Origin of the sequence: Paenibacillus motobuensis, assembly GCF_039521865.1 — a bacterium.
Taxonomy (GTDB): domain Bacteria; phylum Bacillota; class Bacilli; order Paenibacillales; family Paenibacillaceae; genus Fontibacillus; species Fontibacillus motobuensis.
On record NZ_BAAACX010000009.1, the window covers coordinates 317,773 to 335,236 of the forward strand.

The 17,464-nt window shown below is 47.6% G+C and carries 13 protein-coding genes; 3 read left to right on the top strand and 10 right to left on the bottom strand.

The features are described from left to right. Positions 1 to 43: 43 nt before the first annotated feature. From ABD014_RS12150 to rsgA, 4 genes are all read right to left on the bottom strand, one after another. Complete coding sequence (locus ABD014_RS12150) at positions 44 to 1,003, bottom strand: alpha/beta hydrolase (RefSeq protein ID WP_343861327.1); 960 nt, start codon at positions 1,001 to 1,003, stop codon at positions 44 to 46. 196 nt (positions 1,004 to 1,199) lie between these two features. Continuing rightward, positions 1,200 to 1,511, bottom strand: a complete 312-nt coding sequence (locus ABD014_RS12155) for an ArsR/SmtB family transcription factor (RefSeq protein ID WP_343861329.1) — start codon at positions 1,509 to 1,511, stop codon at positions 1,200 to 1,202. Between the two features lie 111 nt (positions 1,512 to 1,622). Beyond that, positions 1,623 to 1,895, bottom strand: coding sequence for a hypothetical protein (locus ABD014_RS12160; RefSeq protein ID WP_343861331.1), 273 nt, complete (start codon positions 1,893 to 1,895; stop codon positions 1,623 to 1,625). Positions 1,896 to 1,990: 95 nt separating this feature from the next. Then, positions 1,991 to 3,097 (bottom strand): ribosome small subunit-dependent GTPase A, encoded by a 1,107-nt coding sequence (gene rsgA / locus ABD014_RS12165; protein ID WP_343861333.1) that lies wholly within the window; start codon positions 3,095 to 3,097, stop codon positions 1,991 to 1,993. 593 nt (positions 3,098 to 3,690) lie between these two features. On the opposite strand from rsgA, the gene cls reads away from it, so the two are divergent. Continuing rightward, positions 3,691 to 5,148, top strand: a complete 1,458-nt coding sequence (cls, locus tag ABD014_RS12170; RefSeq protein WP_343861336.1) for a cardiolipin synthase — start codon at positions 3,691 to 3,693, stop codon at positions 5,146 to 5,148. A gap of 109 nt (positions 5,149 to 5,257) precedes the next feature. On the opposite strand, the gene ABD014_RS12175 is transcribed toward cls, so the two are convergent. Continuing rightward, positions 5,258 to 5,962 carry a DsbA family oxidoreductase gene (locus ABD014_RS12175; RefSeq protein ID WP_343861338.1) on the bottom strand — a complete coding sequence of 235 codons (705 nt, stop codon included), beginning with the start codon at positions 5,960 to 5,962 and terminating at the stop codon, positions 5,258 to 5,260. A 234-nt stretch (positions 5,963 to 6,196) separates the two neighbouring features. Between ABD014_RS12175 and ABD014_RS12180 the strand changes: the two genes are divergently transcribed. Both ABD014_RS12180 and ABD014_RS12185 read left to right on the top strand, forming a co-directional pair. Then, positions 6,197 to 10,429 (top strand): acyl-CoA dehydratase activase-related protein, encoded by a 4,233-nt coding sequence (locus tag ABD014_RS12180; RefSeq protein ID WP_343861340.1) that lies wholly within the window; start codon positions 6,197 to 6,199, stop codon positions 10,427 to 10,429. After that, entirely contained in the window at positions 10,426 to 11,013 is a 588-nt protein-coding gene (locus ABD014_RS12185) for a TetR/AcrR family transcriptional regulator (protein WP_343861342.1), read from the top strand. Before ABD014_RS12180 ends, ABD014_RS12185 begins: the two co-directional genes overlap by 4 nt. A 105-nt stretch (positions 11,014 to 11,118) precedes the next feature. On the opposite strand, the gene ABD014_RS12190 is transcribed toward ABD014_RS12185, so the two are convergent. The 5 genes from ABD014_RS12190 to ABD014_RS12210 all read right to left on the bottom strand — a co-directional run bounded on the left by ABD014_RS12190 (position 11,119) and on the right by ABD014_RS12210 (position 17,423). Next, on the bottom strand, positions 11,119 to 12,324 hold the full coding sequence (locus ABD014_RS12190) for a response regulator (RefSeq protein ID WP_343861344.1): 1,206 nt from the start codon (positions 12,322 to 12,324) through the stop codon (positions 11,119 to 11,121). Then, positions 12,321 to 14,150: a sensor histidine kinase gene (locus ABD014_RS12195; RefSeq protein ID WP_343861346.1), complete on the bottom strand. Its 1,830-nt coding sequence runs from the start codon at positions 14,148 to 14,150 to the stop codon at positions 12,321 to 12,323. Before ABD014_RS12195 ends, ABD014_RS12190 begins: the two co-directional genes overlap by 4 nt. Positions 14,151 to 14,162: 12 nt before the next feature. Continuing rightward, entirely contained in the window at positions 14,163 to 15,035 is an 873-nt protein-coding gene (locus ABD014_RS12200) for a carbohydrate ABC transporter permease (RefSeq protein ID WP_343862091.1), read from the bottom strand. 28 nt (positions 15,036 to 15,063) lie between these two features. Next, the gene (locus ABD014_RS12205; RefSeq protein WP_343861348.1) at positions 15,064 to 15,957 is read right to left on the bottom strand and encodes a carbohydrate ABC transporter permease; all 894 of its coding nucleotides are present in this window, start codon (positions 15,955 to 15,957) and stop codon (positions 15,064 to 15,066) included. Between the two features lie 95 nt (positions 15,958 to 16,052). Further along, positions 16,053 to 17,423 (bottom strand): extracellular solute-binding protein, encoded by a 1,371-nt coding sequence (locus tag ABD014_RS12210; RefSeq protein WP_343861350.1) that lies wholly within the window; start codon positions 17,421 to 17,423, stop codon positions 16,053 to 16,055. Positions 17,424 to 17,464: the final 41 nt, after the last annotated feature.

The following is a 17,464-nucleotide window of genomic DNA, read 5'->3' on the forward strand; positions in this document are numbered from 1 at the left end:
TCCTACTACAAATTATAGGAAATCCACGGCTCTTCCGTCAATTTTATGCCTGGATTGGAGCAGGAGCGGTCACTTTATTAATAAATTCTAGGATAGCCTCATGCATTTGATCCAATGCAGGTTGCTCCACGGGATAGTGACCCCCGTTCTCTAAACAAACGATTTTCACTTCTACCTTATTTATTTTCTCTAAGAACGGAGTGCTTAAATGCAGTGGCGTCCATCGATCCTGTTCAGGTTGAGTTAAAAGAATTGGACATACATCAAAATCCTCTGCTTCGACTGCAGGTTGATACTCTGAGTAACTTTTTAGAAATTCCATGCTTGTCTTATTGGCAGCTGAAGTCTTATCACGATTAAATATCTTCATTACCTTCTTATCATTGCACAGTGCGCTCATTTTTGAAGCTGTACTCATCTTCATCTTGAAATTTCCCAAGCCGACTTTACAAGCAATCCCCACCATGGGAATTCCAACCCGACTCATAAACAGGTTTTTAGCTGTCTCATCCCGCACTTGTTGAACTCTTTGATCCAAGAACGTCATCCCAATGATTCCTTTAACCTTCTTATTCTTTGCAGCAACATGATAAGTCTCCATGCCGCCGGCGCTCAAGCCATAAAGTACAATAGGTCGGTCATCCCGTTGCAATTCATAGTCGATATAATCACATGCTAGATCAACCCAGTCATCATACTTCACAACAGCTCCTTTTCTTACCTCGGTTACTCCATAGGTAGGCATGTCAATGGCAATCGTTTCGAACCCATCTTTTGAAAGGGGACCCCCTAAAATCATCGACATTTGTCTGCCATTAGTACCCACTCCGTGCAATAATATCACTTTTACTGGAGCTTTGTTATTACGAAAGCAATCTAAATGAACCTTGTGGCCTTTCCAGCCCCACCATTCTTCTGTGGGATGATGGCTTTCCGTAAAGTGGAACTTGACCGGTAAATAATGTTGTATCTCTTGCCATTCGCTTTGTCTGCTATATGTCATTTCGTTTCCTCCTTTATATACTAAAGACATTTTTGAGTGATTATATGTCAGAATGTTCGAACTAACGAACGTTTAATGAGGATGATATTAATTTATTTTTTCATGTTTGTCAATATTTTATTAATGGGTCAATTCATAAAAAAAAAGCAGTATTTTTGAAATACTACTTTTGTCATTCTTGATATTCATTTGTTGTTTATTTTTTCAATCGATGATCGGTTTCCAACGAATGGATTAATTGTTTCAATAGCATTAGGGAGTTATCAAGAGTAAGGGAATAATATCTTTCTGTAGCACGCTTTTGAACAGTCACTATCTTGGCGTTTAACAAGTGCTTCAAATGATGTGAGATAGCAGGTCTAGATAGGGAAAGACGTTCAGCGATCTGATTGACTGACATTTCTCCCTCATCATATAGTAACACCATTATTTCTTGACGATTAGGATCCTGCAAAATTGAGAAAATAGGTGTGCATTCTCTAAGTATATTTATGGTTTGTTGACTCATGATTTATCTCCCTGTCTAATTATTCGAACATTTACTTGTTAAATAAATTATAGGAAATCCGCATCTCTCCCGTCAATGATTACACTGGATTACGAACTAACTCCCTCTCAACTATTCAAAATCTTCTCTGGAAATCGCGATCGATGGGTAGTGTCCCATTTGAGTTAAATCTGTATCGAATGGAACGCTATAGACCATATAGTAAATGTTCTCGTTTGCTGCTGATGTTAGCTCCTCGAAACGATTTCTAGCTTTGTTGGAATTTGTGGTTGCATAAACGACAGCGACAATGCCTACTCCCTCTTCCACCCACCCTTTTAAAATCAATTTTAACGGCTGCTTATCGGTTAACGCTGCTTCTACCATTTTCATGTATTCTGTCATGTTAAAACTCCTTGTTAGTTTCTTGTGTGCCCTTGTGAAGAAGAATGTCAAACCCCGCCAAGTATATCTTCGGTTAAAATAAGGAAATCGAGGAGTTATTCCTCGATCTCTTTACGCCATTCCTGGCGGCTTCTTTTCCCCGATTTGGAGGAGCTTGTGCCTGAACGTCCGGCGTTTCTCTTCGCAGCGATCCTTTCTTTTCTCATCTGGAATCGAATCTCACGCTGCATTTTATGGTAATTCTCAAGTCTCTTCCGGTCAAGCAGTCCTTCGTCAATCGCCTGTAGTACCGCACAGCCTTTCTCATGCTTATGCTGGCAATCACTGAACTGGCACTGTTCCTTCAATCGCTCGATATCCTCGAAGGTGCGCTCGAGGCCGCCATCATCATCCCAGATCGATAGCTCCCGCATCCCTGGAGTATCGATAAGCACACCGCCCTGCGGCAGCAAGAACAGCTCCCGATGCGTCGTCGTATGGCGTCCACGGCTATCGTCTTCGCGCACCTCCTGCGTAAGCTGCAGCTCAGCTCCGGTTAACCAATTGATAATCGTGGATTTGCCGCTTCCGGACGACCCTGCCAGAGCTATCGTTGTGCCTGGGTAGACGTAAGTCTCGAGCTGCTCCCTACCGATGCCAAGATGAGCCGAGACGCTAATTATAGGCACTCCAGGGGCAATTATCTCTGTCTCAGCGATATAGGACGGGATATCATCACAGAGATCGCTTTTGCTCAGAACGATCACCGGATTAACCCCACTATTCCAGGCCATGATTAAATACCGTTCTAAGCGGCGGACATTAAAGTCGTGGTTGAGCGCACAGACGATGAACAGGGTATCTACATTAGCAGCTATAATCTGCTCCTTCGTCTCAAACCCCGCAGCTTGCCTAGCGATCAGGCTCTTGCGATCCACGATCTCATGGATAATCGCATCATCGCCCTCATTCATCATTTTCACCGCGACCCAGTCTCCGACACCGGGATAGCTTCTCAGCTCACTGGCTTTTAGGCGAGCTTTGCCGGATAAGGTAGCCCAACTCGTCCCCCGCTCACTTCTAATCTCATACTTTTGGCCATGATCCGCTACAATCCTTGCCGGCTCAATTAGCCCTTTTACACTGTATTGTTCGGCAATATTCTGCCATTTAGGCTGCCATTCCGCAGTCCATCCGAATGCTTCTAATGGATGATTCTCCAAATGATGTTCTCCCTTCGTCTTCTCCCGACAGATTAAGAGATCCGCAAGAGTCCCTGCGCTGCAGCTTCCTGGGGCACATATTTACTCATCAATTACGATAAACAGTAGAGAAATGACCCATTCCCGAAGCAATTCGCAACTGTCGATCACCGTAACGCTGAATCGATATAAGCACATACCAAAAAGAGCATCCGCAGAAATCCCTCTACGGATGCTCAAGCTTTATGCCTATCTGATGAAATCAAAACTTGCCAGCGTTTTATGTAATGAACTACAAAACGGGCAAGCACTGTGATCAGAGGACAAATATCCGTTCGGGAGACGTAATTTTATAAGCAACATGTACAGCGATTATCCGGTTACTCATATAACATCGCCTCCTTCAACAATTTCCCATAGTTTATCGGAAAGTCCTAGGGGAAGTCAATGGACAAAATAATTATAATCATCTATTGGGAAATGATCTCTTAATCCGAAGCTAAATTTATGAACAACCTCTTGAAGGTTGTCTTTTTGGGAGGGGCTAAGTATAATGATGTGGCATAATCATCACAATATTACAAACTCGTTGCAGGAGGACTAATTGGAATTATATGAGCATTTCTTCCATAATTACTGTCGTCGCCGGTATTATCTTTGTTCTGAACATTCTGTTCGGTCTCGTCATTGTCTTTAAGGAGAGGAAAGATATCGGCTCGACCTGGGCCTGGCTACTCGTCCTATCCTTCATTCCGGTCCTCGGATTCATTCTGTACCTGCTATTTGCACAGGATTTTCGCAAGATTCGGCTCTTTCATTGGGATGATTTCAAAAAGCTGCACTATGAGCAAATATTACTCACACAGATGGGGAGCATCCAATCAAGCCGTTTTCAGTTCAAAAATGAAGCTGCCAAGAAGTATGACGATCTTATTTACATGCATTTGAACGAGAATCATGCTTTGCTTACTGAAGATAATGAGATCGATATTTTTACAGATGGAAAGGTTAAATTCGACCGGCTCTTCCAGGACATTAGAGAGGCGCAGGAATCGGTGCATGTTCAGTATTATATCTTCCGTCGAGATAATCTAGGCAAGAAATTTCTTGATCTGTTAACAGAGAAGGCGAGACAAGGTGTTAAGGTTCGTCTGCTGTATGATGAGCTTGGCTCCAGGCAGTTAACCAAGGGCTTCTTCAAGGAATTCTTCGCGGCAGGCGGCGAGGCCGAGGCTTTCTTTCCGTCCAAGTTACATCTTATCAACCTGAGAATCAACTACCGCAATCACCGCAAACTAGTCATTATTGACGGCAAGATTGGATACATTGGTGGCTTCAACGTCGGGGACGAATACCTCGGTCTGAAGAAGAAATTCGGCTACTGGCGCGATACCCATCTACGAATTCAAGGCAGTGCGGTATACTCGATGCAAATTCGCTTCATTCTCGACTGGAGTCAAGCATCGCAGCATAATGAGATTACATATGAGCCTAGCCTGTTCCCGTCTATAGAGACAAAGGATCAGGTAAGTATGCAAATTGTCACCAGTGGTCCCGATTCCAGGCTAGAGCATATCAAGAACGGTTACATTAAAATGATCATGTCAGCCAAGCAGTCTATTTACATTCAGACACCTTACTTCGTTCCAGACCCTAGCGTCTTTGATGCGCTGCGAATCGCTTTGCTATCCGGCGTAGATGTAAATATCATGATCCCGGACAAGCCGGATCATCCATTTATTTACTGGGCTACCCTCTCCCATATCGGGGAAATGATGAAGCTTGGAGTCAAGGTCTATCTCTACAAAAAAGGCTTTATCCATGCTAAGACGATTGTCGTGGACGATGAGATCTCCTCGGTCGGAACCGCAAATATGGATTATCGCAGCTTCCGCTTGAATTTTGAAGTGAATGCATTTATTTATCATGAAGCTACCGCTAAGAAGCTGAGAGAAATATTCATGGAGGACGTCAAAGACTCCACCTTGCTGACTGTGGAAGATTACGAGCAGCGCCCAAGATTGGTGCGCATGAAGGAATCTATTTCCCGCTTGATATCGCCAATTCTGTAGTGAAGTGAACTAAAAACCTTATAGCAAATCATCACGAACAAAAAGCCAATCTAATGATCAGCTTCTGCTAATCATCGGTTGGCTTTTTTTATGAACAATCCTATGCTGTTTACAATGAGCAAGAGTCATCTGTGCAAGCTGCACCTTCAGGACCGAGGACGTCAAGTTTCGTCTTAGGATTCTCTTCTTCCCATACCTGATTCAGAGCGCCTAGAAAGGCTTCTACAGGCTGCGCTCCACGAACCGCATACTTTCGATTGAGTACAAAGAACGGCACGGCTTGAACACCAAGTCTTGCCCCTTCCTGCTGATCGCCGATGACTTGCTCTTCATATTCGTCTCCAGCGAGCATTTGCTTCACTTCATCCGCATCCAGGCCAACCTCAGCAGCTAAACCGGCCAATACTTCGTGATCCCCGACATGCTTCGATTCGGTGAAATACGCAGATAGAAGACGCTCCATCATTTCCTTGCTCTTGCCCTTCGAATCGGCATAATGACTGACGCGATGAGCATCAAGCGTGTTCGTCATAACCGCCGTATCAAGATGATAATCCAATCCGACTTCACGCGCCTGCGCTGAGACCTGTTCATTCATTCCTCTAGCTTGTTCAACGGAAATGCCATATTTATGTGCGAGCATCTCGTCCATCGATTCGTCATATTGCTTCGGCGCATTTGGATCGAGCTGGAAGCTCTTGAAGACAAGCTCCACCTGATCTTTATGAGGGAACTGCTCCAGCGCTTGTTCAAACTTCCGTTTTCCGATATAGCAAAAAGGACAAGCAACATCTGACCACACTTCAACTTTCATCCTAAATCCTCCTTATTTATTCCCGGCCTTAAGCCGATACACCATTGTCTATGAATACGAATCATAGCTGTAACTACGACAATTACATTATAAAACATAAACTTACAAAACTACAGTACCTTAAATTAATTATTTCAAAAAGGTTGTGCCTTTTATTACAGACGCGACCAAAGTCCCGGTGCTATATTCGCGTTAAACAGCGTTTAAATCATAGTTTGAAGGAGACCCTATTGTATGCTACTTCACATTGGACTGGATATTGGTTCAACTACAACTAAACTGGTTGCCATTACAGGAAATGGCGAGATCATACATCAGAGATACGGCAGACATTATTCGGATGTTAAAGGTACGACATTACAAATGTTAAATGAGCTGAAGTCGGAATTTCCGGACGCTTCCGTATCGATGAATATAGCTGGTTCTGCAGGACTATCATTGGCAGAGCATGTGAGACTGCCCTTCGTTCAGGAGGTTATCGCCTGCACAGAGGCCGTCGAACAATACATACCAAAGACAGACGTTGTCATTGAGCTTGGTGGCGAGGATGCCAAAATCATTTATTTCACTGGTGGCCTGGAGCAGCGAATGAATTCCGCCTGCGCCGGAGGCACCGGCGCTTTCATTGACCAGATCGCCGCGTTGCTGAAGACCGATGCGGAGGGAATGAACGAGCTGGCCAAAGGCTGCAAGACGATCTATCCAATCGCTTCCCGCTGCGGCGTATTCGCCAAGACCGACGTACAGCCGCTGCTCAATGAGGGTGCCCGCAAGGAGGATATCGCCGCCTCCGTATTCCAGAGTGTCGTCACACAGACGATCAGCGGACTGGCCTGCGGCCGTCCGATCCGCGGCAACATCGCCTTTCTCGGCGGCCCACTGACTTATTTGTCTGAGCTGCGCCACCGCTTCGCCGAGACATTGAAGATCGCCGACGAAGCGGTCATTTTTCCCGTGAACAGTCTGTATTTCGTGGCACTAGGTGCAGCCATCAAAAGCCGCGGCCAAGAGACGATAGCGATCAGTGATCTATGCTCGCGCTTTGAGAGCTTCACGATGACGGGTAGGAGCCGCAGCACTGCCTCCCTTCCCCGCCTATTTCAAGATAAATTGGAACTGCAACAGTTCCGTGAGCGTCATGCTCAAGCCTCGGTCCCCAAGGAGGAACTGTTAGACTACCAAGGCCCCCTCTTCCTGGGGATCGATGCGGGTTCCACGACCACCAAGATCGTACTAACCGGAACGGAGGATGAGCTCCTCTATACGTTCTACGATAGCAATCATGGGAATCCTCTAGAATCGGTACGCCTCGGTCTGCAAGCGATGTATCGTGAGCTTTCAAGCGATGTCTACATCGCCAATGCCGCGGTAACGGGCTATGGTGAGGGATTGATCCAAGCCGCGTTCAAGATCGATATCGGCGAAATCGAGACGGTCGCCCACTATAAAGCGGCGGCTCGCTTCTCTCCTGACGTGGATTTTATCCTCGACATCGGCGGGCAGGATATGAAATGCATCAAGATCAAGAACGGAGCGATCGATGGACTGATGCTGAACGAAGCCTGTTCCGCTGGATGCGGTTCCTTCCTGGAGAGCTTCGCTGGTTCGCTTAACGTTCCTATCAAGCAATTCGCCGAAGCTGCGCTGCTTGCCGATGAACCGGTTGATCTTGGCTCACGCTGCACCGTGTTTATGAACTCCAAGGTGAAGCAGGTGCAGAAGGAAGGCGTATCCTTGGCTAATCTATCTGCCGGTCTCTCCTATTCCGTGATCAAGAATGCGATCCAGAAAGTGCTGAAGCTGCGTAATACCGAGGAACTTGGTGAGAACATCATCGTTCAAGGCGGGACATTCTACAATGAAGCGGTTCTAAGAGCCTTTGAGCTGCTGATTGGCAAGCAGGTTGTTCGTCCGGATATCGCCGGGATGATGGGCGCCTACGGCTGCGCCTTGATCGCCAAGGAACAATACAAGGACGGATCAAGCGCATTGTTGTCACTATCCGAGCTTGGGGAATTCACCTGCTCAGTGTCGCATAGCCGCTGCGGTCTATGTGGCAATAACTGTTCCCTGACTATCAATCGCTTCCAAGACAGGCGCTTCTTCATCACTGGCAATCGCTGTGAACGCGGCGCCGGAATGCGCAAAGAGAAAAGCAATCTGCCTAATCTTTATGAATATAAGTATGACCGGATCTTCGGCTATGAATCACTGTCTGTTGAAGAATCATCGCGAGGCACGGTTGGGATTCCAAGAGTTCTCAATATGTATGAGAATTATCCTTTCTGGCACACCTTCTTCACAAAACTGGGTTACCGTGTGATCCTCTCCCCTCGTTCTAGCAAGAAACTGTATGAGCGGGGCATGGAATCGATCCCCTCTGAATCAGTCTGCTATCCTGCGAAATTAACTCATGGCCATGTGGATAGCTTGATAGACCAGAAGGTGGATTTCATCTTCTACCCTTCGGTCGTCTATGAGCACAAAGAAGATGAAGAAGCGAGGAATCATTTCAACTGTCCGGTGGTCACCTCCTATCCCGAAGTGATCCGCGTTAACATGGATCGACTCAAAGAGGCAGGAATTCCGTATGTTCAAGCATTCCTGACTTTGGACAACCCGAAGTCACTCAAGAAAGAGCTGGCAAATACCTTTCCACGAATTTCGCGCAAAGAGATTAATGAAGCCGTTGATATCGCTCTTGCAGAAGCAAATACAGTTAGGTGGGATATACGCCGCAAGGGTGAGGAAACGCTGCATTTCCTGAAGGAGACAGGGACGAAGGGTATTGTGCTCGCTGGCAGACCCTATCATGTTGATCCGGAGATCCACCATGGAATCCCTGAGTTGATCAATACGTACGGGTTGGCGGTATTAACCGAAGATTCTATCGCCCATCTTGCCGAGCCCGCCAATGATCTGCGTGTCGTTAATCAATGGACCTATCATTCCCGTCTCTATCGCGCTGCCAGGGTAGTTGCCAAGCGTGATGAGGTCGAGCTTGTGCAGTTGAATTCATTTGGATGCGGTCTTGATGCGGTGACAGCGGACATGGTTCAGGAGATATTGGAAAGTAACCATAAGATGTATACGATGATCAAGATTGATGAGATTAACAATCTTGGGGCAGCCCGCATTCGAATTCGTTCGCTGTTGGCCGCAATGAAAGAGCGCGAGTATAAGACTATCACAGCGGATCGAACAGAGACCATAACAAGCGGTACACGCCTGTTCACGGAGGAGATGAAGCAGAATTATACTATTCTGATTCCACAAATGTCGCCGATTCATTTTGAATTATATGAGGCGGTGCTGAACAGTGAGGGGTATCGGGCTGAACTGATACCGGAAGTTACGACGGACACGATCGATGAAGGACTGCGCTTCGTGAATAATGATGCCTGCTACCCGGCGATCCTGACCATCGGCCAGCTCGTTCATGCGCTGAGAAGCGGCAAATATGATGTCAATCGTACAGCGGTTATTATGTCTCAGACCGGGGGGGCTTGCCGCGCTACGAATTATATCGCCTTGTTGCGCAAAGCGCTAAAGGATGCCGGCCTGGAGCAAATTCCAGTCATCTCGCTGAACGCGGTCGGCCTTGAGAAGCATCCGGGCTTTGAATTCTCGCTAGGCCTGGTCAAGAAGCTGATTGCGGCTACCGTTTATGGAGATGCCCTAATGAGGGTCAGAAACCGTATCCGCCCATACGAGCTTCAACCGGGCAGTACCGATGACCTGTTCCGTAAATGGATGGACATTTGCCGGGCTTCATTGTACAACTTCAGCTTCCGAATCTACAGAAGCAATCTCGTCCGGATCGTACAGGAATTCGACTCTTTGCCGATTACGAATAAGCGTAAGCCTCGAATCGGTGTCGTCGGTGAGATTCTCGTCAAATTCCATCCCGGAGCCAATAACCATATCGTGGAGCTTATTGAACAGGAAGGTGCAGAAGCAGCGATTCCCGATATTCTCGACTTCTTCCTGTACTGCAGCTACGGACCAATGTACAAAGGCCAGCATCTCGGCAAGAGCAAGCTGGGGATCGCTGGCGGACGCAGCGCGATTTATTTCCTAGAGCAGTTCCGCAAGCCGCTCAAGGATACACTGCTGCTCAGCAAGCGCTTTACCGCGCCGCTGACGATCTTCGAGCTGGCCGATAAGGCGAGTCGGCTGTTATCTATCGGCAATCAAGCCGGAGAAGGCTGGTTCCTGACCGCGGAGATGATGGAGCTGATTGAGAACGGAGTAACAAATATCGCCTGCATTCAGCCGTTCGCCTGTCTGCCGAATCATGTTACAGGACGTGGAATGCTTAAGGGCCTTAAGGAATTGTATCCAGCTGCCAACATTACAGCGATTGATTATGACGCTAGCGAAACTGAGGTCAACCAGATCAACCGTCTGAAGCTGATGCTGGCCACGGCATTTAAAAATATTGAACGAGCCGGGGTGAACCTATGAAGCAGTCATCTAAAGAACATGAATTATCAACGAAAGAGCATATTTTAAAGGTCACTCATGATTATATTTTGCAGACAGGCTTTGAAGCTGTGACGACAAGGAAGATCGCGGCGCTGGCGAACGTAAATATTGCGATGGTGAATTACTACTTCGGCTCTAAGGATAAGCTGTTGAACGAGACGATCAAGACGATTCTGAACTCATATAAGGGCTGCTTCTCCATTCTGGATCAAGCGGACCTGCCCGCTAAGAAGCGCATGGAGATCTTCCTGACCGAATACGCCAGAACCTTTCAGAAATATCCGGAGCTTCTGAGGCAAATTGTAAGGCATAGCAGCTTCCCGTTCGACTCCCAATTTGAATTTGCTCATTTTGTTAAGACAATGGGATTTCCCAAAGTAACGGCTGTCTTGAAAGAAATAACGAATGAGTTGGACTCGGACAAGCTGATTCTAACTAGCGTGCAGATTTTTGGAGCTCTGCTCTTCCCGATCCTGATGGAGCCGCTTATCGGTCCGATGTTTCATTGCCCTATGCCCGATCTTGAGCAGCAGGTAGCAGAGATTCTAAGTAAAATGTCATAAGCTCATGAAAAGTCAAACCGGGGTATCCCAGATTTTAAAATAAGGGGATATCCCGGTTTTTTGCGGTACTCGTTCGTTATTTGTGTCTATGAGGGCCTACGCCCACTAGCTCCAGGTTAGGCGATGTCCCTCCTCCTTCTCGGAATCGCCTGACTGCTGGCGATAATCACTTGGGGTCATATTGTATTTACGACGGAACACTTGGGAGAAATGCCTCATATCCTGATAGCCGACTTTCTCCGCGACATCAGAAATTTTCAAGCCCGGTTGGCCCAGTAAGTACCGTGCTTCCTCCATTCGCAGATGGATAATATAGTCCTTGAAACCATGTCCCGTCTTCTGTTTAAACAACTGGCTAAAATAGACCGGATTTAGAAAGACGACAGAAGATACTTTCTCAAGAGTAAGTTCCTCCTGATAGTGAGCGCGGATATATTTTAGCGCCAGTTCAATGGCCTCATTGTTATGATTATCATAATCGGGCTCGTTGAATTGATCCGTTGCCGCTCTCTTCAGAAGCTCAACCTGTCTCGGAATGAGTGAGAAATTGTCCAATTCCTCCGATGCAATGATCTGGAATGGAACCTTCAAACAGCGTTTCAGTTGTGTCTTCAGTTCATCAAGCAGCACAGGCAGCTGGTCTGGTAGATTCGGCGTCACCAAACTTACGAGATGACAGAGCGAGGCGCTGGCCACAACACCATGGCCAATATTATCGATCAACTCCGTCAACACATTTTCCACGATGAAATGCTCCAGATGTCCGGACCTCTTCTGTTCGATTTGTACCATAACCAGATAGAAATAAGGAGGCTCCTCCAGCAGCGTGTTCAAATCGATACCGCCAAGGTCCAATCCGGTAATCAGCCGGGTTAGTACGCCTTCCCGAAGCAAGCGCACATTCTGCCGCAACAAGTGCGTCTCCTTGGAGCGCAGCGTGCTCTGCTCAATTTCTGCGCTAAGCTGCTCTACCATATCGATTAGTGCTTCCTTGCCGATCGGCTTAAGTAAGTAATCCCGGGCACCAAGGCGCACCGCTTCACGGGCATAGGCAAATTCGGAATAAGCCGAGATGACAACCCATTTGACCTGAGGGTGTCTGCCGCGAGACAGTTCCATCAGTTCGAGCCCTGTCATGCCAGGCATTCGTACATCCGTTAAGACCAGGTCGATAGACTCGTTTCTGAGCAGCCAAGCCGCTTCATCCGCTTTTGCAGCCAAATGAACCGTATATTCAGGAAAATGATGAGATAGTGTGCGCTGTATCCCTTCGCGGATGATGCTCTCATCATCAACTACCAAAATGTTCATACCTCTGCTCCTCTCGTATCGGATCTCGGCATTACAACAATAACTTTGGTTCCTTGCCCCGATTCGCTATGTAGAATGAGACCATAGGGCTCGCCGAACATCAGCCTTAATCTTTGATCAACATTAAAAAGCCCTATACCGCGGCGGCTTACTGCCAATCCCTCTACCTGCTCCACCTTCATCTGCGGTTCCAGCTCATCCTCGGTTCTGCTGCGGCCTGGAAGCAATATATCCGAGAGGCGCTCCAGTGTTGCCGTGTCCATGCCTACACCATCATCCTCAACGATCAATAGCAGGCGGTCGTCGCATTCCTCACTATAGACATGCAGCGTGCCCGATTGGGCCATCGGTTCAAGGCCGTATTTTACAGCGTTCTCGATGATCGGCTGAAGCGTCATTTTCGGAATTTTTGAATCCAGATGCTGCATTGGAACAGATATATTTACATGCAATCTCTCACCGAGACGAGTCTCGATAATCGTTAAGTAATTGCGCATTTGCTCCAGCTCACTGCCCAGCGTGGAACTGGCTCCTTCCTCCCATTCGCTGTTATAGCGAAACATGCGGGACAAGGCCAGGATAACCCGGCCCAGACGGTCATTCTCCCGTTCATCCAGCATCCAATAGATCATATCAAGCGTATTGAACAGGAAATGTGGGTTCACCTGGGTCTGAAGCGCCTGAAGCTGGGCATTCTTCTCGCTGATCGATGCCAGCTTAATTCGCTCGATCAGTTCGTCGATTCGTCCGACCATCCGGTTGATGGATGCGACAAGCACATTAATCTCCTCATAGGAGCCGGCTTTCACTTCCCCGCGGAAATTTCCCATCTCTACCTGCTTCATTTGGCGGATCAGTCGCTTGAATGGCAGGGAGAAGGTTCGCGAGATGAAGCCGGCCAGGAATGTAGCGGCGATAATGACGCCAATCACGACAGACATTAGATACTGTCTTGTCTTCTTCAATTCAAGCTGCATATCCGACATCGGTGTCTGACTGATCAATGTCCATTCCGGCTTCTGAATCGGTGCTGCCGTAAGTAGTGAACCATTCATTTCCTGAATTCGTATGCCGTCGATACGAACTGTAGAGGGCCAATCCTGCGGAATGCCTGTCTTCTCTCCGCCCTGGGCTGTGCTGATGATCTCCATTCCATGCTCATCGCGGATCGCCACAATGCTGTCTGCGCCCAGACTGGCATTGGACAACGCTGAGATAATCGCGGAAGCATCCGTCTCGATCAACACGATGCCGATCGGCTTAAGTTCGGTAAGCTCGAACAGCTGACGGCCAAAGGCGAAGACGGGCTTATCGAACCCTCCGCTCATCAGCGAATGCGGATACACCCCCAGCCATTTCATCTCCCCGGAAGACTGACGGAGTACTCGGAACCAGGCCGTCTCCGCATATTCCCGAACCATTCCGCCCATAGATCGTTCATAGCTGTAGACCCGCCCGGAATAGGTAACTATATGGATACCTACGATATCATCACGCGAATAGAAGATCGCCCCTAATGTATCGGTAATCCGTTGATCATTATTGACTTGGACCACCGGATTATCTTTATTTCCTCGATCCTGCAGCAGGCGAATTAACTCAGTATTGCTGTTCAGAGATTTAGTGACACTGTCATAGCTTCTTAGAAGCAGGTCAAATAACCCTGCGGTCTGGGACATGTTCTTCTCTGCAATGTCGCTAACCTTGGTTCGGATCTGCTCGGTGGCCCGCTGATAATAGAGATAAGTCGTAATTAATACTAGGGCCAACATGCCGACTAATAATAGTAGAAATAGACGGGTATGGATTGAACGGAAGCTTCTCATAGTAAACCTATTTTATCCTTTGACTGCTCCGGCGACCATCCCTTTCGTAATCTTCTCTGCGAGCAGGAAGTAGATCAGGATGACTGGCAATGCTCCGAGCACGAGGAAGGCCCCAATTCCCCCATAATTGACGGAATACTGGCTGACGAAGCTGTATACGCCAAAAGGTAGTGTTTTTAACCGTTCAGCCGTAACGAAGGTGGCTGCCAGGATATATTCGTTCCAAATGTTAATGAAAGTAAGTATGCAGACGGTCATGATCGGCGGAACAGATATCGGGAGTGCGATATTCCAATAAATCCGGAAGATGCCCGATCCATCTACAATAGCTGATTCTTCGATCTCGTGAGGGATCGACCTCATAAACCCGCTAATAATAAAGACGGCAATCGGCGTCTGGAAAGCCATATAAGGCAAGATTAGCGACAGATGCGTATTCAGAATGCCTAGATGCTTGAAAATAATCATCAGCGGAAGCAAAGTTCCCTGCATAGGGATCATCATCCCAACGAGGAACACCATCAATACCGCATTCGCAAATCTCCAACGGAATCTGGCGATGGCGAATCCAGTCAGCGAAGCAAGCACAATAACACAGATCATCGTTACAGAAGTAACGAATAGACTATTCAGCAAATAACGGAAATACTGCCCGCCTCCGAGCGCATCGCTGTAATTCTGCCATTGCAGGCTGGCTGGCAAGGCGAAGAAGCTGCCAGAGAGAATCTCCTCGTTCGTCTTCAAGGAATAGATCAGCAGCCACAGCAAAGGATAGAGCTGAGTAACGATCAGGATCGCGAAGATCAGATAGACGATTGAAGTCGTGACTGAGAAGCGTCTGCGTCTATAATTCCGCACAGTTGGTTTCCGCAGAACAGGTGCCATGTGACTCATCTTATCTCCCCCCTCTCTTCTATGAATACCGTTTGTCCAGCTTACTGAACAAACCGTTGATTATTATCGTTGCTGCCAGACATAGAATGACCAGGAAGGAAGCGATCGCACTTCCGTATCCATACTTCATGGATAAGAACGACATATTGTACATCAGGCTGGCGACGACCTCTGTCGCATGAGCGGGTCCTCCGCCGGTCATAACCATAATCAAGTCAAAGGATTGCAGCGAACCGATAAACGATAGTACCACCGAGATTTTGAAGATCGGCACGATCAGCGGCAGCGTAATGTAACGGTCTGCCTTCATCCCGCTGGCGCCATCGATCTTGGCAGCTTCGTAAATATCGGACGGAATATTCTGTATCCCGGTAAATTGAATCAGAATATGATAGCCAAGGTACTGCCATAAAGCGACGACAATCACGGAATAGATCGCAATCTTCGGCTCGGTCAACCAGGAGTGCGTCCAACTATTAAGCCCTAACGACTCCAGAATCTGATTAAGCATCCCGCCCATCGAGGCCGGATTGTAAATGGTCTTCCACAGTTGTCCAATCACGACAACGGATAGAATGACGGGCAGAAAATAGCTGGAGACGAGAAAGTTAGGCTTCTTCACATAGCGGCTGATTAATATGGCTATGAATAAAGCGATGGGCAGCTGCACGCACATGGATACCCCAGCCAGCAGCATTGTTCTTCCTACGGCAGGCCAGAATATAGGGTCGTTCGTCAGCATTTTCTCGAAATTTTTGAACCCGATAAACTTAGCCGCGCCGATCCCGTTCCAATCCAGCAAGCCGCTGTAGAAGGATACGAGAATCGGCACGAATACTAGCAAGCTGTATATTAATAGACAAGGCAGCACGAACGCCGCGATCTTCCATCCGGATACCTTAAGCACATTCATGATGTTCCCTCCTATCTAGACGTTAATGTAGAGGAAGGAGACCGAAGAGAGCATGGGAACTCCAGCTTCCTTCCGGTCTCCTTCCTCAGTGTCTGTTATTCTTTATTCTCGTCGTAAGCAGTCTGATGCTCTTTCGCAACTACTGCCGCATCTGTCTTCGATACGAACAGATTCTGAATGCTGCTTAGATGAGCCTGCGCTGTACCTGGGTTCATCGTATTATCGAAGGCGAGGTCGCCACCTTTAACATCCTTGAACAGGTTCAGAACTTCCATCGCCATATCGGAATATCCTGCGGCTTTGAAATCTCCGTCCACAGTCTGCGCCAGACCGATCGCGCCTTTCAGATTGAACATTTCCTTCGGATAGTTGACCAGGAAATAGTTCAGGAAGTCGAGGGTCTCTTCCAAATGCTTGCTGTCCTTAGAGACGGCGAATGCGCTGCCTGGAGCGAGCATGAACTCATTAGGATCGCCCTTGCCGTTAACGGTCGGGAACTTGAACACGCCGACATTCTGATTTTCGTTAGCAGTCGATTCTTCAATACCACCCGTAGCCCAGCTACCCATGAAGTACATCGCGGCTTTGCCCGTCTTGAACAAGTTCTCGCCTGCGTTATAGTCGAATGAGGTTGCTCCTTCTTGGAAAGCTCCGGCCTGCACCAGATCTTCAAAGGCACTAACCGCTTCGGTGAACGCTGGATCTTCAAAAGTCTTCTTGCCATCAATCACATCCTGGAGGAAGCCAGGGCCGCCATTCGTGCGGAGCAGGATGTTCATGAACAGGAAGGAACCGGTCCAGGAATCCTTCTCCCCGATCGCCATCGGCTGAATGCCCTTCGCCTTAAGCTGCTTCACCACATCGACCATTTCCTCGAAAGTGGTAGGAACCTTGACTCCGCCTTCTTCGAACATCTTCTTGTTGTAATAGATAAGTGCGATATTGTTGCCGTCTGGAAGTGCATAGAGATTATTGTCAAAGGTGTAATAATCCAGGATGCCTTCCTGGAATGTTCCCTTCAGTCCATTCTTCTCTACCATCTCGTTGAGCGGTGCAAACAAGCCTGCATCAACAAATGGCTTCATTTGTGCAGCCGGGTTAACGATTGTAATGTCCGGCACTTCCTTGGAAGCCGCTTGAGTCTTTAGCTTCACCTTCTGCTGGTCGGTATTCAGCGAATCCAGCTCGATTTTGACATTTGGATGCTCGGCTTCATAGTTGGCAACGACCGTACGAATCATTTTGTACTTTGGATCGGTCGGGTCCGGATAAATGTTCTGGAAAGTGATCTTAACCTCTTTCTTGCTCGTATCCTCTTTGGTACCGGAGTTCGACTGACTGTTCGTACTGCCTTCGTTCTTCCCGCCGTTGCTGCTAGCGCTTCCATTACTGCCGCTGCCGCAAGCAGCCAGACCCAATGTCAGTGCACTGGCAAGCAGCGCAATCATCAGTGGCTTGAACTTCATCCCGTAAATCCCCCTTAGCAAATATTTAATTTCTAGCTTCA